A 26,818-nucleotide genomic window follows, 5' to 3' on the forward strand; every position below is an offset into this window, starting at 1 on the left:
AAAAACCTCCTAAGCATTCATGTTTATCGTTTCTTCTAACAATTCTAGAAAGCTCTCTAATTCTTCTTCCCCTTCATCCTGTTCAGTTGTTTGAGGGGAATGTTCGCCCTGCTGATGTCGTTCTTCAGGATTGTCTTTAGCAGCTTGATTTTGTGTATGTTGCTGCTGTGTTATCTCAATTCGTTCTACTTGGATATTTTGTGATTGTAAAGCATGCTTTAATTGGTGCAATTGGCCTTCCATTAATTCACGAGCAATTGCTGTTGTTGTCATCATTTTTGCTACTAACACACCATTCAGCTGTTGAATCGTTATATCTAGTCTACCTAAAGATTGCGGATGAAGCTTTAAGCTTAATTGTTGCATGCCATTACTTAGATTTTTAAATTGACTTCGAGAAAGTAATGTTTCTATCTGTCTAATAAACTGTTGCTCTGTAGGTGTTGCGTTGTTAGCTTGTCCATGTTGAACAACCATTTGCTGCAAACGAGACATGTGGCTATTACTTAAGTCGAATGCTAGAACAGGTGTACTACTAGCCACCCCTTGATCCGTTTGCTTTAATGAAGTGGCATAAACTTGCGCTAATAGCTTATTTTCATCGAATGCATGGTTTAAATTATTCAATATCGAACTAACTGTATGATCAGATCTGACAGCATTATTAAATTTCTCATATTGAGACGCCATTTGCCTTAACATGTCTTGCCACGACTTTACACTTTCATCATGTAGCGTAACTTTAAACACATCTTCAACTGTCTTTATCACGTTCTCGCTCGGTAGTAGTTGATTTTGTTGGATTTGCTCGTTAATGACACCAGATAGAATCATGTCGACGAATTTTTCAACCTGAAAATCTACATCTATAACCGTCTTCGCTTCATCTAAAGTCTCTTTTGCAACATCTGAAGTATTCCTCAGGACATCGATAAAGTCACTTATCGTTAAATCATGAAATAATTGACTATCATAATCGTCTACTTTTGATTCGTTATTTTTTGCATACAACAGTAATAACTCTCTTAAAGCGTTTATTTCATCTGAGAGTTTCATTGAACTACCATTTGGCAAGTTTGAATCACCTTCACCATGCAAAAGAGATGACAGAAGCTCATCAAAACTGACTACAGTATTGCCCTCAACCATCGAATCCTTTTCAGGGATTTTTGAGTTAACTTGATTCATCAGTTGCATTTGTGGAATGATCACCTTTTCTCACCTCCCTTCAATTAATGACTGTTCTATTCAGACAATATCGTTATTATCTCTGCTGCATCAGCTGGGTCTAATCTACTAATGATTTGAGACTTTGTATCTACTTTCATCATTCTTAAATACGTAGCAGCTTCCTCGTTCGTCATTTCACTAAGAATATTTGCGGCTTTTGAAGCTGACATTGCTTCTAATGTTCGGATAATCTCTTTTATATCAGTTACAACTATATCTTCGTCAATAACATCTTCCCCGTGTTCCTCCATTGTGGATAATTGATCTTCTAGGAGTGTAATCTGAGCTTCTCTATCTTCTAAATCAAGCTCTAATTGGTAAATTTGGGAAGCGTAACTAGATACCTCACGCTCTAAGTTTGCAATTTCTTCTTCTAAGGAAAAGCCCTCTTCATCTTCACCTTCTTCAACCTGCTCCTCGCTATCAATAAAAGGTAAGAAAGAAACAGTTTGTTGTAGGCGTTCACCAACATTCATTATACCTGTCGTATGCAATAATACACCTGCTAAAATAATGGCAAAAATAATAGGAATTAATATCACCATTAAGAAATATTGCCATTTACTCTCCTTGTGGTTTTCACTCATATGTTCACCTATTTCATCGTTTCATAAATTGCTGTATAGATAACTCATCCAAAAATGAATTATCTAATCTAGCTTCATTCAATTTATATAACTCAAACTTTCGTTCTTTCATTTTTTCATATTTTTTTACATCGACAGTTTTTAATGATAGCTTTTGCTGCTTTGCATTCATCACATCTCTCGTTCGTTGTGTCTCTCTTTGTAAATGATTAATTTCTTTTTGCAGAAACTGAAGGGTATCTTGTATATGCTGAATATTTCCAATTGGAATGCCGCTCTTTAATTTTTCGTCATACGCCATTAATAAATCTTCTTTTTTTTTCAGCTGATGATACAACTCTGTTGCAACATTTTCAAAATGGTTCATTGAGTCTCTATATGCAAGTTCAGCTTCTGTCTTTTCATGCTCTTTCACTTCAAGCACTTTTTGTAATCCATATTGAAAAGGCATATTATTGTCCTCCAAATTCACTAATTAAATGTCTTACAGCATCATCAATAGTAATTTGTTCATGTAGATCTTGCTTTATATAATTGATTACTTGAGGGTATAGTTTAATTGCCTCATCCAAATCTTTATTAGTACCTCTTTTGTATGCGCCAATACTAATTAGATCTTCAGAATCATAATATTGTGATAAGTAGTTTCTAACTTTATCGGCAGCTAACTTATGTTCAGGTGTAACAAGATCGTTCATAAGTCGACTTATACTTGTTAATACGTTAATAGCTGGAAACTGCCCTTTGTTTGCGAGCTTTCGGTCTAACACTAAGTGCCCATCTAATATACCTCTTACTGTATCGGCAATAGGTTCATTTAAGTCATCGCCATCTACTAATACTGTATAAAATGCAGTTATTGTCCCGTATTCATTTGTACCACTTCGTTCTAGAAGCTTTGGAAGAGTAGCAAATACTGATGGCGTATACCCTTTCGTAGTTGGCGGCTCACCAACAGCTAAACCAATTTCACGCTGTGCCATCGCCACTCTTGTTACAGAATCCATCATAAGATTGACGTTTAACCCCTGATTTCGAAAGAATTCAGCTATCGCTGTTGCTGTCATAGCCCCTTTTATTCTCATTAACGCCGGTTGATCAGAAGTCGCAACAACAACAATTGTGTTTTTTAAACCGTCCTCGTTTAAATCTCTTTCTACAAAATCACGAACTTCGCGCCCCCGTTCGCCAATTAATGCTATGACGTTAATATCAGCCTCTGAGTTCTTGGCAATCATTGCCATTAATGTACTCTTCCCCACACCACTTCCAGCAAAAATCCCAATTCTTTGGCCTTTACCTACGGTGAACAAGCCATCAATAGCTCTTATTCCTAAGCTTAACGCTTCCGTAATTCTTGGCCTTTTTAATGGATTAGGTGGCGTATTATCCGTAGGGAAGTTTGTTAAGCCATTCTTCAACTCAGTATGATCTAATGGACGCCCTAATCCATCAACAACTTGACCTACTAAACTTGTGCCTATTTTTATTTGTAAAGGCTTGTTTGTTGCTTCCACTAAGCTTCCAGGAGCAATTTCAGTTGTTGCATCAAATGGCATAAGTAATACATTTTCGTCTCTAAACCCGACAACCTCAACCATAATTTTTCGAAAAGGTTTCGTTTTTCCGACTAATATATAACATATATCACCTACGGATACACGAGGTCCTTTTGACTCAATCATTAAGCCAACAACTTGTGAAACTTTTCCATAATGCTTAAAAGATGATAAGTTGTCCACTTCTTGAATTAAATTGTTAAACACGGTTACCTTCACCTTCTTTGAGCTTTTCTAGTAACCCTATTTTTAACTGTGACAACTGGTTATCAATGCTAGCTTCCATTAGCCCGAATGGCGTTTCCACTAGACAGCCATCCTCATCTAGGTCCTCTCTCGGGTATATATATAATTGTCTAGTATGTGTTGCTATTTGCATTAACTCTTCTTTATGCTGTAATGTTTTTTCATATCTTTCTGGATGTACATATACTCTAATCTCTTCTTGTAACCGTACTTCTGAAATGGCTTCTTTTAATACATACAACCAAGATTCTTGATTAGATTGTATAGTAGAGCCGACAATTTTCTGTGCTACTTTAATCGAAAGATCTAACATTATTTTTTCGGCATGCTCAATATGGTTTAGGGCATCTTCTTTTGCTTTTGAAACTATGCTTCTAGCTTTTTCTATTTTCTCTGCATATTGTTGATGTGCTTCTTGAAGGCCAATTTCATACCCTTGTCTTCTGCCATTTTCCTCAGCCTCTTGAAATCGTTGCTCTGCCTCTACTTGCATATTTGCTTCAGCCTGCTTTAAATCTTCCTGCCATCTCTCCACTTCATTTTTAGCATTTGCAAGAATTTGCTCAGCCTCTAAATTAGCATCTGTAATCTTCTGTTCTAAATAGTGAACGTCACTTGCTGAATCATTATTATCTGGTGTCAGCGAAGATTGATTTTTACGCACATAAGAGATAGTACGAAGCTTTATTTCTTTTCTACTCTCATCTATTTGCTTGGCATTTTTAGACTTAATTAATTTAGACAATGATATCGTCTCCTCCACCACGAGCAATGACTATCTCTCCAGTTTCTTCTAATCGTCTAATTACCGCAACAATTCTCGTTTGTGCTTCTTCAACATCTCTCAACCTGACAGGTCCCATAAATTCCATCTCTTCTTTAAATGTTTCTACCATACGTTGAGACATGTTATTGAAGACGACTTCCTTCACTTCATCACTAGAAACTTTTAATGCTAATTGTAGATCTTCATTTTCAACATCACGAATCACTCGTTGAATAGATCGGTTATCAAGCGTCACGATATCTTCAAATACAAACATACGCTTCTTAATTTCCTCAGCAAGCTCTGGATCTTGAATTTCCAATGCATCTAGAATCGTTCTCTCAGTGCTTCTATCAACGCTATTTAACACTTCCACAACTGCTTCAATTCCACCAGCCTGTGTATAATCTTGTGTAACAGTTGTTGAAAGTTTCCTCTCTAAAATACTTTCCACTTCGCTAACGATCTCTGGAGATGTACTGTCCATTACTGCAATACGTTTTGCTACATTAGCTTGTACTTCTTGAGGTAAAGCTGAAAGGATTTGTCCGGCCTGTTCACTATCCAAATAAGATAATATAAGTGCAATTGTCTGTGGGTGCTCATTTTGTATAAAATTCAAAATCTGCGCTGGATCTGCTTTTCTAGCAAAGTCAAATGGACGGACTTGTAAAGTAGATGTTAATCTACTAATAATTTGCATTGCCTCGTCTTCACCTAAAGCTTTTTCAAGCACATCTTTTGCATACCCAATACCACCTTGCGTAATATACTCCTGCGCCATTGCTAACTGGTGAAATTGATCCACGATGTCTTCCTTCGTATCATTATCTACTTTTCGAACACCAGCAATTTCAAGCGTTAACTTTTCAATCTCTTCTTCTGATAAGTGCTTATATACTTTCGCAGATACATCAGGACCTAAAGAGATTAGTAAAATGGCGGCTTTCTCTCGTCCTGTTAATTGCTTCTTTTTCGCCACTCCGCTTCCTCCTTTAGTCCTCAGATAACCATGTTCTTATAAGCTTTGAAAACTCTTCCGGCTTATCTTTAGCCAATTTTTCAAGTTGCTTTCTTCGTTGGTTTCCTTCAGTATCTTTTTCTTTAATTGGTTCTATCTCATTGTTTCCTGATTGCTCAACTACCTCCATCATATCTAACTCTTCTGATGGCTTTCCTTTACGGAATAACAAAATAATTAATATTAAAATAAGAAGTACTAAACCACCAACAATGTAATACCAAAAAGGAATATTGCTTGGAGGCTCTGGTATATCTGGTTTCCCAAAGAATTGCTGTGAAGATACAAAAATACGTGAATCTATATCTTCCTCTTCCCACTGTGCAGTATATTCTGCGTCAATAGATGTACGTACAATTTGCCCAAGCATCTGTTGTACAGCATTCACTCTTTCTTGCTCTTGCTGTAACTGCTCAGGTGTAGCATCTTCGAGTACTTGTGGTTCAAGCATGACTTGAATTGCAATATCTCTTATTTTATATGGACTTTCAACAATTTCTCTTTGGATACGGTTAACATCGTTGTTAATTCGCTCTTCCATTTTCTCATAGTCGCCTACTCCACCGTTTCCAACTCCTGGATAACCTGGTATATCAGTTTCACCAGTTCCTGCTACACCACCATCAGCTAACTCTTGGCCTGTATATGTTTCTGTAATTCGCTCAATACTCACTGCAATTCCAGACATATCTTCTTCATTTACTGGCGTCACTAATTGTTCCTGGCGATTTTCTTGAGTAAAATCCAAGTCAGTCGAAACAGTAACTAGCACTTTATCTGTCCCAACCATTGTTCCTAGCATTTGTTGTACTTGTCGTTGCAAGTCTCGTTCAATATCCCGTTGAATTTGTCTTTGCTGTTCATATATCGTCAAAGATGAATCTACAGTAGTCGTCTGATCATCTAACTCTAAATAACGAGACATTTGATCCATCATGACTATGTTTTCAACTGGTAGATTCGGAATACTACGCGATACTAAATGATACAGTGCTCGCACTTGGTTCTGATCTAAACTATAACCGTGATCAAGGTTTAATAAAACTGATGCTGTAGCAGCTTCTCGGTCATCCGAAAGCCAAACACTTTCTTCGGGTAGTGTAATCATTACTTGCGCATTTCTTACACCATCGATATTCCTTATTAGATCTTCAATTGAAGTTTGTAAAGCTGCACGCTCTAAAAGGTTAAATGTATTGTCTGTCGTTCCGAATCCCATATTTTCACTAAACGTTGAATAGTCGATTCTTCCACTATTAGGTAATCCTTCCGCAGCTAAGCTCACTTTTAATTCGTTCACTTGTGCCTCTGGAACTAAAATTGATGTACCATCACTACTTACCTCTGAAGGTACACCTCTGGCATCAAGGGTATTCTTAATCTCCCCTGTCTCCTGAACAGTCAAGTTTGAATAAAGAGGTACATAATTAGTACGAGAACCAAACCACATGAACGCCAGGAAAACTAACAGGATAAGTAAAATAGTAGTAACTAAAAGGCCTCGTTGTCTCTTTGTTCTTCCCTGCCAGAATTCTATTGATTTATTTTTGTATGTTACTATCTTTTCGTTCATGTTTCCTCCCACATTTTGCAGTCAATAATCAATTTGTAAAAAAAATCAAAAATTGTATTAAAGTAGCAAGCAAAAAGTCCGATAATAGTTATATAGATATGAATAGCACTAAAATTAAACTTGCATTCTCATAATCTCTTGGTAAGCTTCAATTGCCTTATTCCTAATTTCTACCGTTGTTTGAAGTGTTACACTAGCTTTTTCTGCGGTAATTAAAACATCATGGAGATCAACATTTTCCCCACGTACTAATCGTTCAGTCATCATCTGTGAATTAACTTGAGCATCGTTTGTATTTTGAATTGCGTTACTTAGCATTTTCTTAAAGCTATCTTGTGCCTCATAAGGCTTTATATCCGGTTTCATTGTTTGTTGCGGCTTCATAATTGAGTTCAAATTTTGTAGTGCTGCTAATTCCAACATTTTCACTTCCTTTTATATTATCTGCCGATTTCAAGTGCTTTTAATAACATATTTTTATGTGCATCCAAAGTCGTTACATTTGCTTCATAACTTCTAGTAGCACTCATTAAGTCAATCATTTCTTTAAGTGGATCAACATTCGGCAGTTCAACATACCCATCTTCATTAGCATCAGGATGATCCGGTTGGAATACTAATCGAAAAGGCGTTTCGTCTTCAACAATTTCTCTCACCTTCACACCGTTACCATGTGTTTTTCCCATCGCTTTATCTAAATGGGATGAAAACCCACTACCATTTTGTTCTAGAACTACCATTTTTCGTCTATATGGTTGCCATTCACCATCTACTAATCTTGCTCTTGTTGTATCCGCATTAGCCATATTCGAAGAGACAACATCCATTCTAAGTCTTTGGGCCGTTAACGCAGATGCAGATGTATTAATTCCATGAAAGATAGACATTCCTATTACCTCCCTTGTCCAATTGCTGTCCTAATTGAATTAAATCTTCCGTTCATGCGATCAATAAGCGTATTGTAATAAATTTGATTTTTTGCTAGCTCTGCCATTTCTAAATCGACATCTACATTGTTACCGTTGTGGTTATATTGTGTATTGTTCCTCTCTATTACTTGAACCTCGTCAGTGCTATTTCTTGAACTGAACTCTATGTGCCTTGCATCAGTACGGTTTGCCGCTAAACGTTGATTATTCATAGCTGAATTTAGTTCATGCGAGAATACTGCTTTTTTCGCTTTATAGTTTGGTGTATCCACATTTGCAATATTTTGCGCAATAGTATTATGGCGTGTCATTGATGCTGACAAAGCGGTTTCGAGTAAAGAAGTGGTAGAATTGTTAAATAAATTCATTACGTCCTCCTTGAAATCTAATAAATGCTTTTTCTACAAATTACGATATTTTTCTCGTTTCTAGACATATTTTATCTTAAAAATGACTGTTGTGTATCAAACTTATTAAATTGTGTTTAGGTTAATATAAAAGGCCTACTTCTAATGTATGAATATAGTCATAGTAACTAGTCATTTGTTATCAAATAGTCTATTCTTACTAGTCCGTTGCTTTATACTTCGTATAACACAAACATCATTATAATCGAAATAAAGTGTTTTATGTCGTTTTTTAGGAAAAAAAGTTATATTTTTTACAAGAAAATAATTACAACTTGTGAACATATTAGTTAAAAGTACATTTTCAAATAAAAAAACTCGCTGCGAGAGCGAGTTCATAATATTTACTAATTTTTTAATTTATCTAATTCAAGCAAAAATTTATTGTTTAATACTTTTATATACGTACCTTTCATACCTAGTGACCTTGATTCAATTACACCAGCACTTTCAAGTTTTCTTAATGCATTTACAATTACCGAGCGAGTAATTCCTACTCTATCGGCTATTTTACTTGCAACTAAAAGACCTTCATTACCATCAAGTTCTTCAAAGATATGCTCAACAGCCTCTAACTCACTATATGATAAAGAACTAATCGCCATCTGCACAACGGCTTTACTACGGGCTTCTTGCTCAATTTCCTCTGTTTTCTCATGTAATATTTCCATTCCAACTACAGTTGCTCCATATTCAGCAAGGAGAAGATCATCATTATCAAAAGATTGCTCTAACCTCGCCAAAATTAAAGTTCCTAAGCGTTGCCCTCCACCACTAATAGGAACAATAGTAGTCAATCCTTTTGCAAATAGGTCTTTATTTTCTACCGGGAATGCGGTAAATTGACTATTAATATCTAAATTTGAAGAAGTCTCTTCCACTTTGAATAATCCATTTGTATATTCTTCAGGAAACTGTCTTTCTTCTAACATTTGCTTCATACGCGGATTTTCGATTTCTTGCTTGATCGAGTATCCTAATAGCTTCCCACGCCGACTAACAATAAAAATATTAGCTTCAATAACATCTCTAAGTGTTACAGCCATATCTTTAAAGTTTACCGATTGTACACCACTCTTTTGAAGTAAATCATTTATCTTTCTTGTTTTTGATAATAAATCCATTTCTTCTCCTCCTAAAGGTTATAAAATATATTGACTAAGATCGCGATTTTTTGCTACATCTTGTAATTTTTCCTCTACATATTCACTCGTTATGACTACCTCATCTAACGTAACCTCTGATGCTTCGAATGATAAGTCTTCAAGAAGCTTTTCCAATATCGTATGAAGTCGTCTTGCACCTATATTTTCAGTCTCTTCGTTAACTTCTGTGGCGATCAAGGCAATTTTATAAATAGCATCGTCAGAAAATTTTAATTTTATTCCTTCCGTTTCTAAAAGTGCCTGATATTGTTTAATAAGGGCGTTATCAGGATCAACAAGAATTCTAACAAAATCTTCTACTGTTAAACTTGATAACTCTACACGAATCGGAAAGCGTCCTTGCAGCTCAGGGATTAAATCTGATGGCTTTGAAAAATGGAATGCTCCAGCTGCAACGAATAAGATATGGTCTGTTTTCACAGGTCCGTACTTTGTAACAACTGTTGATCCTTCAACGATAGGTAAAATGTCCCTTTGCACTCCTTCTCGTGACACATCAACAGATTGTTGTTGGCTTTTACCAGCAACCTTATCAATCTCATCTATGAAGATAATACCCAATTGTTCAGCTTTAGAAACTGCATCTTGTGTTACTTCCTCCATATCAATCAACTTCTGAGCTTCATCGACTGTCAGTACTTTTCTCGCTTCTTTCACTGTCAGTTTTCTTTTTTTCTTCTTTTTAGGCATCATACCGCCTAGCATCTCTTGCATGTTCATTCCCATTTGCTCCATGCCAGAGCCAGAGAACATATCTAAGAAATTTGATTGTTGTTCGTCTACTTCCACTGTTACATATTCTTCCTCAAGCTCTCCATTCGCTAGCTGTTGCGTTACCCGTCTACGACGATCCTTAACAGATTCTTCTTCTCTCTCATCTTCAGTATCTTGATCTTCAGTTTGATTTCCTTGGAAAAGCATCTCTAAAGGATTTCGATAATTTGATTCTTTCTTTTGTGTTGGCACTAATAATGCCACTAGTCGATGATTAGCATTTCTTTCTGCCTGTACTTTGACACGAGCCATTTTTTCCTCTTTAACAATACGAATCGAAGTTTCTACTAAATCACGAACCATTGATTCAACGTCTCGGCCAACATAGCCTACTTCCGTAAATTTTGTAGCCTCAACTTTTACAAATGGCGCCCCAACTAACTTTGCTAGCCTTCGAGCAATCTCTGTTTTACCAACACCAGTAGGTCCAATCATAAGAATATTTTTAGGGGTAATTTCCTCTCTAAGCCCTTCATCTAATTGACTCCGACGATAACGATTTCGTAGTGCAACAGCAACAGATTTTTTTGCTTTATCTTGACCTACAATAAATTGGTTTAACTTTTCTACAATTTGACGTGGTGTTAACGTTTCACTCATTTATGTTTTCCTCCCTTTATAATGAGGTAGGTTTTATTGATGATCACTTTAACCTTTTATTCTAGTTCAATTCCTCAACAATAATTTCACTATTTGTATACACACAAATGTCTGCAGCTGTTTTAAGAGCTGCATAAGCTATTTCCTTTGCTGTTAAGTGTTGAGCATATTCTTTTAATGACCTTCCTGCTGCTAATGCGTAATGACCACCCGATCCTATTGCTAATATGCCGTCATCTGGTTCAATTACCTCACCAGTACCAGCAATTAGGTATAAGTTAGATTCGTCCATTACAATTAGCATCGCTTCAAGCTTTCGCAGAACGCGATCACTTCTCCAATCTTTTGCCATTTCAACAGCAGCACGCTGTAAATTACCACTGAACTCTTCTAATTTTTGCTCAAATTTTTCAAAAAGCGTAAACGCATCAGCTACGGAGCCAGCAAAGCCAGCTACAACTTTACCACGGTATATTTTACGAACTTTTTTTGCCGTGTGTTTCATAACTACAGCATTACCAAATGTGACTTGCCCATCTCCTGCCATTGCACATTTCCCTTGATGCTTGACTGCAAAAATAGTCGTGCCTCTAATTTGTTCCATGGAATGCCTCCTTTTAAAAACTATGTACCATTATGCTCTTGGGTGTGCGGAGCGATAAACATCTCTTAATCGATCTTTTGTTACATGTGTATATACTTGAGTGGAGGAGAGTCTACTGTGACCTAAAAGTTCCTGAACAGTTCTAAGATCTGCCCCCTCATTTAACATGTGTGTTGCAAATGTATGCCTGAGTACATGTGGACTAATCCGAGATGCGGTTGACGCGTCACGTACAATATTGTTTAGAATAGTACGAATACTTCTATCAGAAAGCCGCCCACCTCGGTAATTTACAAATAATGCGTCTTTGTTCGTTTGATTAGACCTGAGATGTGGTCTACCATTGTTTAAATAATCATTTAACGCTTCCATTGCAAAGCTTCCAACTGGCACATATCTCTCTTTCTTCCCTTTTCCTCTAACAAACAATGTACCTATATCATTGTCATAATCCATCAAGTTCAAACTAACACATTCACTAACACGAATTCCCGTAGCATATAACAATTCTAAAATGGCATTATTTCTCTTACCTAATGGTTTTGATGTATCAGTAGAATCAAACAGCTTCGCTAGCTCCTCTTCAAAAAAGAAGGTAGGAAGTCTTTTTCCCCCTTTTGGTGTTGTTACAGATTGAAAGGGGTTTTCTTTTACAATTTCTTCTCTCATTAAAAAAGAATAAAACGACCTCAAAGCTGATATTTTTCTTGCAATACTATTTCGAGAATATGCTTTTTGATGGAGCACAGTTAAATAATCTCTAATATCATTGTATGACACATCTACAAAAGTAGAAATTTTTAGAGATTTTGTGAATGCATAAAAATCTAATATATCGTTTTTATAATTCAAAGTCGTGTGATTAGATGCTTGTTTTTCTAACTGTAAATAAGTGATAAATTGCTTTATTAATTCTGAAACCATGCCAGTTTCACCTCATTACACCTTTAAGAGCTACTAAATCTTATCATAATTCAGTAGCTCTTTCAATAAACTTTACATTTTTTTCACAAAATTCTGAATTGTCTCCAATGCTCTATTAGCATGCTTCTCATTACGCTCTTGTTTGTTTTTAATTCGTTGTTCAAATGGTGGTAAGAGACCGAAGTTAGCATTCATAGGCTGAAAATTTTTGTGATTAGCTGTAGTAATGTATTGTGCCATTGAGCCTATGACAGTTTCATTTGGAAAAGTAACGGTTTCTTTCTCTTGTATTAAGCGTGAAGCGTTAATGCCCGCAACCAGGCCCGCTGCTGCAGATTCCACATACCCTTCAACGCCTGTCATTTGACCGGCAAAAAACAAATCGTCTCTATCTCTATACTGATATGTCGGTTTTAATAAGTTTGGTGAATTTATAAATGTATTTCTATGCATAACACCAAACCTAACAATTTCAGCATTTTCTAATCCAGGAATGAGTTGAATCACTTCTTTTTGTGGCCCCCATTTCATATGTGTCTGAAATCCAACAATATTAAAAAGTGTTCCTGAACTATTATCTTGTCGCAACTGAACAACAGCAAAAGGTCGTTTATTTGTTTTCGGATCTTCTAGACCAACTGGCTTCATCGGTCCGAATAATAACGTTTTACGCCCTCTCTTTGCCATAACCTCTACAGGCATACATCCTTCAAAGAACATTTCTTTTTCAAATTCCTTTACAGGAACTGTTTCCGCTTCAATAAGCGCATCGTAAAACGTATTAAACTCTTCTTCAGTCATCGGACAATTTAGATAGGCAGCTTCGCCTTTATCGTAACGCGATTTCAAGTAAACTTTATTACGATCTATGGAATCAGCATCGATTATTGGGGCTGCTGCATCGTAAAAGTATAAGTACTCTTCTCCCGTCAGTTCCTTTAGGCGATGAGATAAACTTTCTGAAGTTAATGGTCCCGTACAAATAATCGTCGGTCCTTCTGGTATTTCAGTAACCTCGTCCTCAAAAACTGTTACTAATTCATGGTTTTTGACTCGCTCTGTTACAAGCGCTGCAAATTCATGACGGTCAACTGCTAGCGCACCTCCAGCAGGTACAGAACAATCGTCAGCTGACTGAATAATGACAGAATCAAGAATTCTCATTTCTTCCTTAAGTACACCAACGGCATTTGTTAATGTATTAGCTCGGAGCGAGTTACTACATACAAGCTCCGCAAATTTATCAGTATGATGTGCTGGCGTCTGCTTTTTAGGGCGCATTTCATATAAGTGCACTGGAATACCTCTTTTTGCAATTTGCCAAGCTGCTTCACTACCAGCTAAACCAGCACCTATAACATTCACATGTTGTGTCAACAGAATACCTCCTATGTAGACAAGTGCAAGCACCCTTTAAGGTACTTGCACGATCGCTTAAAATCATGTATCCGTTGGAAACTATACATGATTATCTATACAATTTCAACTACTTAGTTTTGATCCTCTCTATAGTCACATTTTGAGCATTGAACATGTATGCCTTTTTTCGTTTTCTTTTCCACAAGCATATGTTCGCATTTCGGACATTTTCTTGCGATTGGTTTGTCCCAAGAAATGAATTCACATTCTGGGTAACGGTCACATCCATAAAAAATTCTTCTTTTCTTACTTTTACGTTCTACAACATTTCCCTCTTTACATTCAGGACACTTTACCCCTATATCCTTAACAATCGCTTTAGTATTACGACAGTCAGGGAAGTTTGAACAAGCCATGAATTTCCCAAAACGGCCCATTTTATAGACCATTTCATGTCCACACTTCTCACAATCTTCTCCTGCTGGCTCATCTTTTATTTCAACTTCTTTCATTTCTTCTTCAGCAGTTTTTAATCGTCTTTCAAAATCACTATAAAATTCATCAATGACCTTTACCCACTCTTCTTCTCCATCCTCTATAGAGTCTAAGTCATTTTCCATCTTTGCAGTAAATGTTACATTTAAAATTTCTGGGAAAAATTCTTCAATCAATTCAAGTACAATTTCTCCTAATTCAGTCGGTATAAAACGTTTATCCTCAAGTGCAACATAGCCTCTTCTTTGAATTGTATCTAATGTTGGTGCGTATGTGGATGGACGTCCTATGCCTAGCTCTTCCATTGTTTTCACAAGTCTTGCTTCTGTATATCGTGGTGGTGGTTGTGTAAAGTGTTGATTAGGATCAATCGCTTCCGCTTTTGCTTGTTCACCCTCGCTCATCTCTGGAAGTAGACGATCCTCTTCTTTTTTCCCATCATCGTTTCCTTCAATATATACTTTCATAAAACCTGCAAATTTTAATTTAGACCCAGTTGCTCTAAAAGCTACCCCATTATTAACAAGATCTACGGACATTGTATCTAATATGGCTGGTGCCATTTGACTAGCAACCATTCTTTCCCAAATGAGTTTGTATAAACGCAATTGGTCCCTGCTTAAATACGATTTTACAGATTTAGGGTCTAAATCAACTGACGTTGGTCGAATAGCCTCATGGGCATCTTGAGAGTTTGATTTTTGCTTTGTTTTTGCTTCTTGCTGGTTAACATACTCTTTTCCATAATGAGATTCTATATACGTCTTAGCTTCAGCTTTAGCTGTTTCGGAAAGCCTTGTAGAATCAGTTCTCATATACGTGATTAAACCGACAGTTCCAAGTTTCCCTATATCTATACCTTCATATAACTGTTGAGCAAGCATCATCGTTTTCTTGGCACGGAAATTAAGCTTACGAGCTGCTTCTTGTTGTAATGATGATGTTGTAAACGGAACGACAGGATTTCTTTTTCTTTCACGCTTTTTTACCTTTTCTATTTGGAAACTTTCCCCTGACAAGGCTTTCAATACTTCCTTGACATCATTTTCTGATTTTAATGAAAGCTTCTCCCCATCTTTAGAAATGAATTTCGCTTCAAAAGCTTCCCCATCTTTTTCAAATTTTGCATCAATAGACCAATATTCTTCTGGTTCGAATGCGTTTATTTCTTTTTCACGGTCAATAATCATCTTTACAGCTACTGATTGTACTCGACCAGCACTTAAACCTTTTTTAACTTTCTTCCATAATAGTGGACTTATGTTATACCCTACGAGACGATCTAATACACGTCGGGCTTGCTGTGCATCTACTAAGTTCATGTTAATAGTTCTAGGACGTTTAAACGAATCCTTAATCGCTTGTTTAGTTATTTCATTAAATACAACTCTGCACTCAGATTTTTCATCAATGTTTAAACTGTGTGCCAAATGCCAAGCGATAGCTTCCCCTTCACGATCAGGGTCGGCTGCAAGGTAAACGCGTTTTGCTTTTTTAGCTGCAGCCTTTAAGTCCTTTAGAATCGGCCCTTTCCCACGAATCGTTATGTATTTAGGTGTGAATCCCTCTTCAACATCAACACCCATTTGACTTTTTGGTAAATCAATAACATGTCCCATGGATGCTTTGACAGCATATTTTTTCCCTAAGTATTTTCCAATCGTTTTCGCTTTAGCGGGTGATTCCACGATCACTAAGTAATCGGACATACCCTACTTCCTCTCCCTTCAGAGGTAAATTATTATTAAAATCTTCCCTATTATTAAACACAATTTCCTTGTTTGTCAAACATTTATTGTCTACATACAGCAAAAATAATGGTGATAAAGCTTGTCAGATCAACATATTTTATCTATAAAATATATTTTGAATTTTTCGAACGGTTGTTACTATACTGTTTATTTATAAGTCTTTTACGTTTATCTTTAAAAATATTCCTCTAAAATATCTTTTGCTTGTAAAATCATTTTAGCACCATCTTGAATTAGTTTATTTGTTCCAACAGAAGTAACTTCAAATATTCTTCCTGGAAGTGCAAAAATATCTCGATTTTGCTGTACAGCCAAATCAGCTGTAATAAGTGAGCCACTTTTATCTTGTGCTTCAACAACAAATGTTGCCTTTGAAAACCCACTTATAATTCTATTCCTTTCTGGGAATTGCCACCTCTGGGGCTTTACATATGGGGGATACTCTGTCAGTACAAGGTGTTGGTGTTTAATATCGTTTAATAATTGCTCATTTGACTTTGGATATACCCAATCCAAACCATAGCCCAATACTGCGATTGTACGGCCTTTTTTCTTCATGGTCAATTCATGTGCCATGCTATCTATACCTATAGCTAATCCACTCACTATCGTAATACCAGATTTTACTACTGGCTCCAGTATTTCCGTTAATTCTCGATAGACAATTTCACTTGGATGTCTTGTGCCAACCACACTTAAACAAGTATTAGACAAATATTGACTGTTGCCCTGATAATATAGAATCCACGGTGGGTCGAAAATTTCTTTTAATAATTTGGGATAATCATCGTCAAAAATTGTTACATAATGGATATTCTTATTTTTGTATTCCTCTTTCAATTTCTCTATACTGACATTTCGTAACAAATATATAATTTGTCTTGCTCTCTTTAATGGAATTTTCAATTGTTCTATTAAGTGTTTTTCTTCTAATGTTGAAAGGGATAAAAAAGTGGGATTAATAGTAGAGATTTTTTTGACGAGGTGATAGTTCCCATGGCAGCAATAATGCAAGAGAAGAAGGTTTTCTTTCATTTTATTCATTTTTTTCTTCCTTTCAAGAGGATGTATTTTGAGGTGAATGAGGCAAACTTAAAAAAGGAGGCTGTCCCAAAAGCAATTAGTATTGTTTAGAGATGACTCAAAAGGTCAATTTCGACCTTTTGAGTCAACCTCGAGATGTTTAGATTCGTTTATTATTTATGGGTAACACATTTTTCATAAATATTTTTCTCTTTTAAAACTGAAATTAGTGTTTCACCCATAACTGCTGGAGTCTCTGCCACTTTAACACCTGCGTTCTCAAGCGTTTTTATTTTTTCTGATGCAGTTCCTTTTCCTCCAGAAATAATCGCACCTGCGTGACCCATACGCTTACCAGGAGGAGCTGTTTGACCACCGATAAACCCAACAACCGGCTTCGTCATGTTTTCTTTAATCCATTCAGCAGCTTCCTCTTCTGCAGTTCCACCAATTTCACCTATCATAATTACTGCATACGTATCTTCATCTTCATTAAAAAGCTTCAATACGTCAATAAAATTAGTGCCGTTTACCGGATCTCCACCAATTCCTACAGCAGTAGATTGGCCTATTCCTTCGGTTGATAATTGATGGACTGCTTCGTACGTTAAAGTACCAGATCTAGATACAACACCGACATGACCCTTTTTATGAATGTATCCTGGCATAATACCAATTTTACACTCTTCGGGCGTAATCACACCAGGACAATTTGGGCCTATTAGACGTGTATTTTTTCCTTCTAAATAGCGTTTTACTTTTATCATATCTGTTACTGGAATACCCTCAGTAATGGTGATCACAAGTTCCACACCAGCATCCGTTGCTTCCATAATTGCATCTGCCGCAAACGGTGGTGGCACATAAATTACAGAAGCATTTGCACCAGTAGCCTCTACTGCCTGTGATACTGTATCAAAAACAGGAACACCTTCAACCTCTGTTCCACCTTTTCCAGGAGTTACACCGCCAACTACATTCGTTCCATATTCAATTGCTTGTTTAGTATGAAAAAGCCCTGTTGCACCTGTAATACCTTGCACAATTAGCTTTGTGTCCTTATTAATCATGATGCTCATTTTTACCCCGCCTTTCTATCCTTTAACTAGAGAAACGATTTTTTCTGCACCATCAGCCATTGAATCCGCGGCTGTAATATCTAGTCCAGATTCTTCTAAGATTTTCTTTCCTAGATCAACATTAGTTCCTTCTAATCGAACAACAAGTGGAATTTCTAAGCCTACTTCTTTTGTTGCGGCAACAACACCTTCTGCAATCACATCACATTTCATAATTCCACCGAAAATATTTACGTAAATACCTTTTACGTTTTCGTCAGATAGGATAATTTTGAATGCTTCAGTTACCTTTTCTTTCGTTGCACCACCGCCAACGTCCAAGAAGTTTGCAGGGTCACCATTATAATGTTTAATAATGTCCATTGTTGCCATTGCTAGACCTGCACCGTTTACCATACAGCCAATGTTTCCATCTAGCGATATGTAGCTTAAGTCATATTTAGAAGCTTCAATTTCCTTTGGATCCTCTTCATCGAGATCACGATATTCTAAAATTGCTTTTTGACGATAGAGCGCATTTGAATCAAAGTTAAGTTTTGCATCTAGCGCCATTACTTTACCATCACCAGTCGTTACTAGTGGATTGATTTCAGCAATGGAACAATCTTTGTCTGCAAATACTTGGTAAAGCCCTAACATAAATTTTACTGCCTCACGAACTAAATCCTTCGGAATATTAATGTTAAATGCAAGTCTTCTTGCTTGGTATGGCATGAGACCAACTACAGGATCGATTACTTCTTTAAAGATCTTCTCAGGTGTCTCTTCTGCAACTTCCTCGATTTCTGTTCCGCCTTCCTCAGAAGCCATCATCACAATGCGATCAGTTGCTCTGTCAACTACAAGGCCTACGTAATACTCACTTTTAATATCGCAGCCCTCTTCTATTAACAATCTTTTTACCTCTTTACCCTCAGGACCAGTTTGATGAGTAACTAACGTTTTCCCAAGAATTTCATCAGCGTATGTACGTACCTCGTCTAAACTTTTAGCTACTTTTACACCGCCCGCTTTCCCGCGTCCACCTGCATGGATTTGAGCTTTGACAACGTTTACTTCTGTTCCTAACGACTTGGCTGCTTCAACTGCTTCATCAACAGAAAAAGCTACTTTACCATTTGGAACAGCAACCCCGTAGCTTCTTAGTATTTCCTTACCTTGATACTCATGGATATTCATCGTCATCCCCCTTACAGAGTAATTGAAGTTTGTGCGTGTTACTACCACTATAATTTATTCGATAAAACAGTCACAAACCCTTTTAAAAATAAGATAGTGATAAAAATGTGACTTTTAAAACTAATATAAATAGTCACAATGCTTATTTTACTATACTTTCCGACAATTTTGTGAATAAATGCTCAGAAAAGTATTAGAAAATAGTGAAGGAGCCTCCAAGTCATATGCTTAAAGGCTCCTGAACCATTATTCCTCATCTTTATTCCAATTTTTTTCACCTACATTATGAGTAGGATGCATAAACTGCTCCGTTTGAAAATGTTTTCCCATCCTCGTACTCAATTTAATTTTTGATGAGTCACTGTCCGAAATAGGAGCTTCCTCTTCTTCTACCCAGTGATCACCTGACATAATTGCAGGATCAATATTAATACTCCAATGATCCAACGGTGTTTCAGGATTCGCTTCGAATTCCCTCTTTTTCTTCATTTAGGACACTCCTCCTTTAACATTAGAGTGACCAAAATGGTGAATTGTCATATTAGGAACTTTTTCCACGATAGGATTGATCAACACGGTAAACGAATGAAAACACTTCAGCAACGACCCCATATAATGCTGTAGGTATCCGTTCATTCATCTCTAATTGCGATAATATTTCCACTAAAGAAGAATCTTCTTGTATCGGTATATTATTCTCTCTTGCTCGTTTTATAATCTCATCAGCTACATAACCCTTTCCCTTTGCTTTCACGACAGGAGCCTCATCTTCACTTCGGTTATAACCTAAAGCTACAGCTCGTTTATTTATGATATTTTGATAAGATTTTTCTCCATTGTTCATATACGAATGTCCACTCCTTGATAACTTATTCCTTGTGACCCGTAGCTTCCTTCAGATTTTATCAACTTTCTGTTACCTTCATTTGGATGATACCAATTGATTGTTGATAATTGATAATCCATTTCCTCTAATTTCTCTTTTATTGACGGAAAAAGGCTATTAATTATCAGATGTGGTTTTGGATTTTCATTATATATTTTAATGGATACGATTCGATTTTGAATTTGCAAATCTACAGCAACATCTTTTAAATGTGTCATATTTAAATAAAACAATATTCTACAATGTTCTTCTGAAATTGTCCCGTCTGCTTGCTGTTTCCCTTCCCATTGTATCGTTACGTCTCGGTATTTCTGATCGAAATAGACTGGTATTTGTACGAGAGTTCGGTGTAATAGGTCGTGGCTATCTGATGAAAGTAATTGGTAAGCTGTGAGGCGATGCAATAAAAATTCAGCTTGCTCCCTTACACTAACCAACCTTTCAGGTACATTTTCCAAAAAGCTCATTAAAAGTGGTTTTAAATCCTGAGTTGACTGATTTAGTTGCTGAATGTCGTTGCTTTTATTTAAATTAAACTCATATTGAAGTCCTAACTGAGATATTATTTGCTTTAAAAACGAATAAGGTGGTTGACCATTATTTAATAATGCATTTTGGGATATAGGTTGCTCATAGGCTCGTAAAACTTCAACGAGCTTAGGAAAAGATTGATGTAATCCATAATCGTTTATCCCCTTCAGTAACTGACCTATTCCTTCACCGATCGAAGTACTTGATTGTAATGTAGCTATACTATTGAATACATCTACCGTTTTGGGCAATCCTTTACTATGTATCTGTAAGATCGTTTTCAACGTGTCCTCTAAAGGCATTCTAGATTGCTCCATTAACATTACCGCTTCACGAATATCATTTTTTAAAAATGGGACGCTTTCCTTTATATACCTTTGTAGAATTACTTCCGCTTCCCCTCCTGGAGGGATGGCTAATTGTTGCATCAAACTTTGCAACGGTGAAGATGAGCCTCTATCCATGGATGAAAAAGGTTGTGATTGTAAAACCTTTAATTGTGGTAGTCCGTCCCCTTTTAACACTTGAAAAAAGTATTTATTGCCCTTTTCCAGCTGCGCTTCTAGCTTTGCCGTTAAAGTTAAAGGGCCTAGCTTTAACTGTGCTAACTGTCCTGGATATAAATGAGTGATCGTACCTTGAAATACTTGACCTGGTCTTAGCTGAACCGATTTACCATGTATAGGATCTAAACCATTGATAAGGCTATTCAATACAGTAGATTGAAACACACGTACCTCCCCCTCTAAAATAAAGACAATGATTCTTTAACTGGTGCAAAGGAACGACGGTGTTCTTTTGTAATTCCATGCTGTTCAATTGCATGTAAGTGTTCTTTCGTTCCATAGCCCATATTTTTTTGGAAACGATACTCCGGGTATGTTTGCGCTATCTCTTCCATATAATTATCTCTCGTAACCTTTGCAATAACAGAGCTCGCTGCAATAGAAACACTTTTTGTATCTCCTTTAATAAGTGACATTTGTGGTAAACCTATAGGTAATTTCATTGCATCTAATAATAGATAGCTTGGTTCAATACTCAATTTATGTATTGCTCTTTTCATTGCTAGTTTCGTAGCTTCATATATGTTTATCTGATCTATCTCTTCCGAGGTAGCGATACCAATACCTACAGAAATAGCCTCTTCCATTATATTACAATAAAATTCTTCTCTTTTTTGTTTCGATAGTTGTTTAGAATCCGTTAATCCTGCTAAATAAAATTCTGGAGATAAAATAACACATGAAGCAACAACCGGTCCTGCTAGTGGACCTCTTCCGACCTCATCTACTCCACCAATGTAATGGTAACCTTCTTTCCATAAATCTTCTTCATACGTCCTCATCTCATAGAACATTTTTTCTAATTCATGTTGTTTTTCTTTCTTCCTATTCCATGTTTGTAAAAGCTTCTGAGCACCCACACGATCATCTATATGTAATTCCTTAATAAAAGGGTTATTTTCATCAGTAATTCCATCTAATTTTTTCTTTATTTCTGATAGTGGTAAAGACTTTGTAATCATTGTAACCAACTCCTTATTTATATTATCGGTCCTTTTTCGTAATATATTAATACTCAATGCATCTACTATCTCATCTATAGAAGATAATAAGGTCCAAAAAGCACAATGCCTTTTGGACCAACAATTAATTTGGAGGATATTCTAAAGTTATATTGCCTAGCATACCTGATCTAAATTCTCTAAAAAGTATTTCAGAAACACGATCATAATCAATCAACCCACCACTCATTAATGTTCCTCTTAGTTTACCGATATGATCGTATATCTCGACTATATTTTCTGGTATATTCTCTAATTTATATCGATCTTTTAATCGTTCAGGGTATTTTTCTGCCAAGTAACGTAGTAAAAACAAGGTCGTCTCGTTAAAGTCAAATAACTCTTCCTTTATGGCTCCTGTTAATGCAAGTCTGAAGCCTACAGACTCATCTTCAAACTTTGGCCATAAGATACCAGGCGTATCTAATAATTCCATTTCTTTACCGACCTTTATCCATTGTTGTGCTTTAGTAACACCTGGTTTATCACCAACAGTGGCTATCCTTTTATTTGCAAGTCGATTAATGATCGTTGACTTCCCAACGTTTGGAATTCCTAGTATAAGTGCTCTGACTGCTCTTGGATTCATTCCTTTTGCACGCATTTTATCCGTTATTGGTTTTGCAAGTTTTTCCACTATGGCAGGAATTTTTTTTACACCTGTTCCTTTTTGCGCATTTATTTGTTGCACAGCAAAACCTTTAGTTTCGAAATATTTTACCCACAAGTCTGTCACCTTTTGATCAGCTAAGTCCGATTTATTTAGTAGGATTAATCTTGGTTTGCTTTTTACTAACTCGTCAATCATAGGATTTCGAGAGGAGAGTGGTACTCTAGCATCCACTAACTCGATTACTACGTCTATCACTTTAAGCTTTTCCTGAACTTGTCGCTTCGCCTTAGCCATGTGACCTGGAAACCATTGAATTGACATTACTTTATGAACCTCCTAGTTAACTACCCCAAAATCAGAAATTGGCCAAAATACAATATTTGCCTTTCCAACAATTTCTTCATAAGGAATAACACCGATATGTCTACTATCTTTGCTATGTTGTCGATTATCACCTAATACAAAAACATGTCCATCCGGAATAACATCATAACCATAATCTTCCTCAAGATTGAAATCACCAGTAAAAGGAAGTCTTGTTGCTTCTTTTTTAAATTCATCTAAGTACGGCTCTTCAACAGCTTGTCCATTAATATAAAGTACATCATTCTCATAATATAAAGTGTCCCCTGGTAGACCTATTACTCTTTTTATATAATCTTTATTTTGAGGGGCATGAAACACCACTATATCAAAGCGATCTGGTTCGCCAATGGTATAACTTATTTTGTTAACAATCATTCGATCATTGTGGCCTAACGTAGGCATCATCGATTGACCATCTACAACTATTGGTGCAAAAAAGAAGTATCGGATTACAACTGCTAGTAACAAAGCTACAACTACTGCTTTAACCCATTCCCAAGATTCTGATTTAGCCATTACGTATATCCTCCACCAATCATCAAAATCAAAAATAATAATCTCTAAAAGCTTTTCTACTTATTTCGTGTATGATTATTCTAACATATAATTCCCTTTTTTACTTATTCCATTTATGTATTTATTCAGTACAAATAGTATAGGATTGTTTTTGTTCAGGAATGACTACACTCCCAACTAGATTCTTTAACTACTCGCGTGTCATTGGCCTCGTATGACACGTATTATTTCAGTTATTGTGCTCTCTCGTGTGTCATTGACCTCGTATGACACGTCTTATTTCAGTTCTTCAGCTTTCTTGCGTGTCATTGCTCCCGTATGACACATCTTATTTCAATTTTTCAGATTTCTCGCGTGTCATTGATCCCGTATGACGCATCTTATTTCAATTCTTCAGCTTTCTCGCGTGTCATTGATCCCGTATGACGCATCTTATTTCAATTCTTCAGCTTTCTCGCGTGTCATTGACCCCGTATGACACGTCTTATTTCGGTTTTTCCGCTTTCTCGCGTGTCATTGACCCCGTATGACACGTCTTATTTCGGTTTTTCCGCTTTCTCGCGTGTCTTTGTATTCGACTATCGAGAGAACATAAATAGCTTGTCTTTACCTTACTTTTAGTAATCTTTATTCAAAAGCAGCAACTATGGTGGCTTCTATTTAGTTATAAGGTGACTCAACAGGTTAGGAACCACCCTTTTAAGTCACCCTATACCTGTTAAAATGGTTGAAAATTACTCTATTGATTTTTAAATGGTTCTAACACAATTGTATGTACTGATTATTTCTATGAAAATAAGTTCCGTCATAAGACTAGAAGGGTGACTCATTAGGTAATATTCACCTTTTGAGTCACCCTCCCTTTGTTTATTATCTTTCTTTAATACGAGCCGCTTTACCGCGAAGATCACGTAAGTAATAAAGCTTCGCACGACGTACTTTACCGCGGCGAGATACTTCAATTTTATCAATACGTGGTGAATGAACTGGGAATGTACGTTCAACACCAACACCGTATGATACCTTACGAACAGTGAACGTTTCACTAATTCCAGATCCTTTTAGTTTAATAACTACCCCTTCGAAAACCTGAATACGCTCACGAGTACCCTCAACAACTTTAACGTGTACTTTAACCGTATCCCCAGGACGGAATGCTGGAAGATCTGATTTTAATTGATCCTTCGTAATTTCACGAATAATATGTTCCATTATCTGTTCGCCTCCTTCCCTCCAGACATTCATGTCTCTTACAAGCCAATGACAGCGGAACGTCTTGATAACATAGCTTTAAAAGCCACAAGATTTATAATACCACAACATAGCAGCCATCTCAACTATTCTCTTCTGATTTATTCAAAGTTTTTAAGTATAATTTATCTTCTTCACTTAACTCCATATTTTCTAATAAATCTGGCCTTCTCTCATACGTCCTTTTTAAAGATTGCTCTCTTCTCCATTTGTCAATCCGCTCATGATGACCAGAAAGGAGTACGTCTGGAACTTCATAATCTAAAAATTTTGAAGGTCTAGTGTAATGCGGATATTCTAATAAGCCTGTACTATATGAATCAGTAACCGCTGATGTTTCATTTCCTAATACACCTGGTAATAACCTCGTTACGCTATCGGCAATCACCATGGCTCCAATTTCTCCACCTGTAAGAACATAATCACCAATAGAAATTTCATCTGTTACAAGATGTTCTCTAATTCGCTCATCGTATCCCTCATAATGACCACAAATAAGAATTAAGTGTTCCTCATTCGCCAATGCCTCTGCCTTCTTTTGGCTATACCTTTCACCTTGTGGACAGAGCAATATAATTCTGGGCTCAGTTTTGGACTCAGTCTTAATTGAATTGACAGCATCAAAAACTGGTTGAGGAGTTAACACCATCCCCCCGCCACCACCATAAGGATAGTCATCTACACGATTATGCCTATCTTCAGTGTAATCACGGAAATTAACAACATCATATTGAACAGCACCTTTTTCTTGCGCATTTTTTAAAATAGAGCTTTGAAAAACTCCATTAAACATGTCAGGAAAAAGGGTTAAAACAGAGATTTTCATTAGTCAAGCAATCCTTCCATCGGATGAATAACTACTTTTTTACTTTTAACATCAACTTGCTTTACAACATCATCGATATAGGGGATTAACATGTCTTTTTTTCCTTTTGTATTACTTTGAACAACCCATACATCGTTTGCTCCTGGAGATAATATTTCCTTAACGTGACCAAGCACTTCTCCAGATTGTAAGTAAACAGTTGATCCTATAATTTCATGATAATAAAACTCACCTTCAGATAACTCATCCGAAGCATCGTTTTGATGGATTTGTAATAAAGAGCCCTTAAACTTTTCTACTTCATTAAGATTGTCTAACCCTTTAAATGTGAGTAGATCAAATTGTTTATGCTTACGCCATGAAGTAATTTCGACTGGTGTTCTAACATCAGTATCACTAGTAACATATAGTGTATTCCCTATGGCATATCTTTCTTCAGGAAAGTCTGTACGCGATATTACACGCACTTCCCCACGTACTCCATGAGTGTTTACAATTTTACCCACATTTAACCAATCAGTCATCCTCCATGCCTCCTTGGCGGATCTCATGAACGACACCATCTTTAATGACAATTTCCGTTCCCTTCATCAATTCTTCCCAATTATCTCCTTCTTCAACCTGTTCAATCATTTGTATTGTACCTTCTCGAAGCTCTGAGCCAAGCTCTAACTCATCTAATTGACCAAGTTTCAACTCAAGCTGTCTACTCTTTTCTTTTCGTCTTAACACTTCACGGTTAAAGCTTTCTTTCAAGGAAGTTTGGTACTTTACGTTATTCTTATTTTCCTTTATCTTTTTATGTAAAACGAATTCTAGTTGTTGAATTTCTTTGTTTAATTGGTATTGCTTACTTAAAAATTGTTCTTTTAATCTCGTTCTACTATTTTCAGTGAGAATTTGCTTTACTACAACTTTTTTTATTATTTCCAATGCTCCCACCTCCGGTTATTTATGTAGCATTATTATTAACACATTGATCCATTCTTA

The 26,818-nt window shown here is 36.4% G+C and carries 29 protein-coding genes; all 29 read right to left on the bottom strand.

The window, feature by feature from the left end:
- Positions 1 to 9 precede the first annotated feature (9 nt).
- The 29 genes from BCELL_RS12355 to BCELL_RS12495 all read right to left on the bottom strand — a co-directional run bounded on the left by BCELL_RS12355 (position 10) and on the right by BCELL_RS12495 (position 26,761).
- Positions 10 to 1,212, bottom strand: a complete 1,203-nt coding sequence (locus BCELL_RS12355; RefSeq protein ID WP_013489088.1) for a flagellar hook-length control protein FliK — start codon at positions 1,210 to 1,212, stop codon at positions 10 to 12.
- 32 nt (positions 1,213 to 1,244) lie between these two features.
- Positions 1,245 to 1,817 carry a MotE family protein gene (locus tag BCELL_RS12360; protein ID WP_013489089.1) on the bottom strand — a complete coding sequence of 191 codons (573 nt, stop codon included), beginning with the start codon at positions 1,815 to 1,817 and terminating at the stop codon, positions 1,245 to 1,247.
- Positions 1,818 to 1,830: 13 nt separating this feature from the next.
- Positions 1,831 to 2,268 carry a flagellar export protein FliJ gene (gene fliJ, locus BCELL_RS12365; protein WP_013489090.1) on the bottom strand — a complete coding sequence of 146 codons (438 nt, stop codon included), beginning with the start codon at positions 2,266 to 2,268 and terminating at the stop codon, positions 1,831 to 1,833.
- A gap of 1 nt (position 2,269) precedes the next feature.
- Complete coding sequence (fliI, locus tag BCELL_RS12370; RefSeq protein ID WP_013489091.1) at positions 2,270 to 3,583, bottom strand: flagellar protein export ATPase FliI; 1,314 nt, start codon at positions 3,581 to 3,583, stop codon at positions 2,270 to 2,272.
- Positions 3,576 to 4,367: a flagellar assembly protein FliH gene (fliH, locus tag BCELL_RS12375; RefSeq protein ID WP_013489092.1), complete on the bottom strand. Its 792-nt coding sequence runs from the start codon at positions 4,365 to 4,367 to the stop codon at positions 3,576 to 3,578. The genes fliI and fliH overlap by 8 nt, the downstream gene beginning before the upstream one ends.
- A complete protein-coding gene (fliG, locus tag BCELL_RS12380) occupies positions 4,360 to 5,370 on the bottom strand; it encodes a flagellar motor switch protein FliG (RefSeq protein WP_013489093.1) in 1,011 nt (336 codons plus the stop codon). Before fliG ends, fliH begins: the two co-directional genes overlap by 8 nt.
- Before the next feature lie 13 nt (positions 5,371 to 5,383).
- Entirely contained in the window at positions 5,384 to 6,982 is a 1,599-nt protein-coding gene (gene fliF, locus BCELL_RS12385) for a flagellar basal-body MS-ring/collar protein FliF (RefSeq protein ID WP_013489094.1), read from the bottom strand.
- A 114-nt stretch (positions 6,983 to 7,096) separates the two neighbouring features.
- Positions 7,097 to 7,405: a flagellar hook-basal body complex protein FliE gene (fliE, locus tag BCELL_RS12390; protein WP_013489095.1), complete on the bottom strand. Its 309-nt coding sequence runs from the start codon at positions 7,403 to 7,405 to the stop codon at positions 7,097 to 7,099.
- A 17-nt stretch (positions 7,406 to 7,422) separates the two neighbouring features.
- A complete protein-coding gene (flgC, locus tag BCELL_RS12395; RefSeq protein WP_013489096.1) occupies positions 7,423 to 7,869 on the bottom strand; it encodes a flagellar basal body rod protein FlgC in 447 nt (148 codons plus the stop codon).
- 5 nt (positions 7,870 to 7,874) lie between these two features.
- Entirely contained in the window at positions 7,875 to 8,279 is a 405-nt protein-coding gene (gene flgB / locus BCELL_RS12400) for a flagellar basal body rod protein FlgB (RefSeq protein ID WP_013489097.1), read from the bottom strand.
- A 386-nt stretch (positions 8,280 to 8,665) separates the two neighbouring features.
- Positions 8,666 to 9,442 carry a GTP-sensing pleiotropic transcriptional regulator CodY gene (gene codY / locus BCELL_RS12405; protein WP_013489098.1) on the bottom strand — a complete coding sequence of 259 codons (777 nt, stop codon included), beginning with the start codon at positions 9,440 to 9,442 and terminating at the stop codon, positions 8,666 to 8,668.
- An 18-nt stretch (positions 9,443 to 9,460) separates the two neighbouring features.
- The gene (hslU, locus tag BCELL_RS12410; RefSeq protein WP_013489099.1) at positions 9,461 to 10,858 is read right to left on the bottom strand and encodes an ATP-dependent protease ATPase subunit HslU; all 1,398 of its coding nucleotides are present in this window, start codon (positions 10,856 to 10,858) and stop codon (positions 9,461 to 9,463) included.
- A gap of 61 nt (positions 10,859 to 10,919) precedes the next feature.
- On the bottom strand, positions 10,920 to 11,462 hold the full coding sequence (hslV, locus tag BCELL_RS12415) for an ATP-dependent protease subunit HslV (RefSeq protein ID WP_013489100.1): 543 nt from the start codon (positions 11,460 to 11,462) through the stop codon (positions 10,920 to 10,922).
- Positions 11,463 to 11,492: 30 nt separating this feature from the next.
- Positions 11,493 to 12,386: a tyrosine recombinase XerC gene (gene xerC / locus BCELL_RS12420; RefSeq protein WP_013489101.1), complete on the bottom strand. Its 894-nt coding sequence runs from the start codon at positions 12,384 to 12,386 to the stop codon at positions 11,493 to 11,495.
- Positions 12,387 to 12,458: 72 nt separating this feature from the next.
- Positions 12,459 to 13,766 carry an FADH(2)-oxidizing methylenetetrahydrofolate--tRNA-(uracil(54)-C(5))-methyltransferase TrmFO gene (gene trmFO, locus BCELL_RS12425; protein ID WP_041808962.1) on the bottom strand — a complete coding sequence of 436 codons (1,308 nt, stop codon included), beginning with the start codon at positions 13,764 to 13,766 and terminating at the stop codon, positions 12,459 to 12,461.
- Between the two features lie 110 nt (positions 13,767 to 13,876).
- Positions 13,877 to 15,949, bottom strand: a complete 2,073-nt coding sequence (topA, locus tag BCELL_RS12430) for a type I DNA topoisomerase (RefSeq protein WP_013489103.1) — start codon at positions 15,947 to 15,949, stop codon at positions 13,877 to 13,879.
- 216 nt (positions 15,950 to 16,165) lie between these two features.
- Positions 16,166 to 17,035, bottom strand: a complete 870-nt coding sequence (gene dprA, locus BCELL_RS12435) for a DNA-processing protein DprA (RefSeq protein ID WP_013489104.1) — start codon at positions 17,033 to 17,035, stop codon at positions 16,166 to 16,168.
- A 152-nt stretch (positions 17,036 to 17,187) separates the two neighbouring features.
- A complete protein-coding gene (sucD, locus tag BCELL_RS12440) occupies positions 17,188 to 18,093 on the bottom strand; it encodes a succinate--CoA ligase subunit alpha (RefSeq protein ID WP_013489105.1) in 906 nt (301 codons plus the stop codon).
- A gap of 15 nt (positions 18,094 to 18,108) precedes the next feature.
- Positions 18,109 to 19,272: an ADP-forming succinate--CoA ligase subunit beta gene (gene sucC, locus BCELL_RS12445; protein WP_013489106.1), complete on the bottom strand. Its 1,164-nt coding sequence runs from the start codon at positions 19,270 to 19,272 to the stop codon at positions 18,109 to 18,111.
- Positions 19,273 to 19,518: 246 nt separating this feature from the next.
- Entirely contained in the window at positions 19,519 to 19,761 is a 243-nt protein-coding gene (locus tag BCELL_RS12450; protein WP_013489107.1) for a DUF3905 domain-containing protein, read from the bottom strand.
- 52 nt (positions 19,762 to 19,813) lie between these two features.
- On the bottom strand, positions 19,814 to 20,116 hold the full coding sequence (locus BCELL_RS12455; RefSeq protein WP_013489108.1) for an EscU/YscU/HrcU family type III secretion system export apparatus switch protein: 303 nt from the start codon (positions 20,114 to 20,116) through the stop codon (positions 19,814 to 19,816).
- On the bottom strand, positions 20,113 to 21,420 hold the full coding sequence (locus tag BCELL_RS12460) for a hypothetical protein (protein ID WP_013489109.1): 1,308 nt from the start codon (positions 21,418 to 21,420) through the stop codon (positions 20,113 to 20,115). Before BCELL_RS12460 ends, BCELL_RS12455 begins: the two co-directional genes overlap by 4 nt.
- Positions 21,421 to 21,434: 14 nt before the next feature.
- Positions 21,435 to 22,217, bottom strand: a complete 783-nt coding sequence (locus BCELL_RS12465; RefSeq protein WP_013489110.1) for a ribonuclease HII — start codon at positions 22,215 to 22,217, stop codon at positions 21,435 to 21,437.
- Between the two features lie 124 nt (positions 22,218 to 22,341).
- Positions 22,342 to 23,190 (bottom strand): ribosome biogenesis GTPase YlqF, encoded by an 849-nt coding sequence (gene ylqF / locus BCELL_RS12470; protein ID WP_013489111.1) that lies wholly within the window; start codon positions 23,188 to 23,190, stop codon positions 22,342 to 22,344.
- Between the two features lie 15 nt (positions 23,191 to 23,205).
- Complete coding sequence (gene lepB, locus BCELL_RS12475; protein ID WP_013489112.1) at positions 23,206 to 23,751, bottom strand: signal peptidase I; 546 nt, start codon at positions 23,749 to 23,751, stop codon at positions 23,206 to 23,208.
- A gap of 870 nt (positions 23,752 to 24,621) precedes the next feature.
- Positions 24,622 to 24,963, bottom strand: coding sequence for a 50S ribosomal protein L19 (gene rplS / locus BCELL_RS12480; RefSeq protein ID WP_013489113.1), 342 nt, complete (start codon positions 24,961 to 24,963; stop codon positions 24,622 to 24,624).
- A 121-nt stretch (positions 24,964 to 25,084) separates the two neighbouring features.
- Positions 25,085 to 25,828 carry a tRNA (guanosine(37)-N1)-methyltransferase TrmD gene (gene trmD / locus BCELL_RS12485; protein ID WP_013489114.1) on the bottom strand — a complete coding sequence of 248 codons (744 nt, stop codon included), beginning with the start codon at positions 25,826 to 25,828 and terminating at the stop codon, positions 25,085 to 25,087.
- Positions 25,828 to 26,352 carry a ribosome maturation factor RimM gene (rimM, locus tag BCELL_RS12490; RefSeq protein ID WP_013489115.1) on the bottom strand — a complete coding sequence of 175 codons (525 nt, stop codon included), beginning with the start codon at positions 26,350 to 26,352 and terminating at the stop codon, positions 25,828 to 25,830. The genes trmD and rimM overlap by 1 nt, the downstream gene beginning before the upstream one ends.
- Positions 26,345 to 26,761 carry a YlqD family protein gene (locus tag BCELL_RS12495; protein WP_013489116.1) on the bottom strand — a complete coding sequence of 139 codons (417 nt, stop codon included), beginning with the start codon at positions 26,759 to 26,761 and terminating at the stop codon, positions 26,345 to 26,347. Before BCELL_RS12495 ends, rimM begins: the two co-directional genes overlap by 8 nt.
- Positions 26,762 to 26,818 lie beyond the last annotated feature (57 nt).

This window comes from Evansella cellulosilytica DSM 2522 (assembly GCF_000177235.2).
Taxonomy (GTDB): domain Bacteria; phylum Bacillota; class Bacilli; order Bacillales; family Salisediminibacteriaceae; genus Evansella; species Evansella cellulosilytica.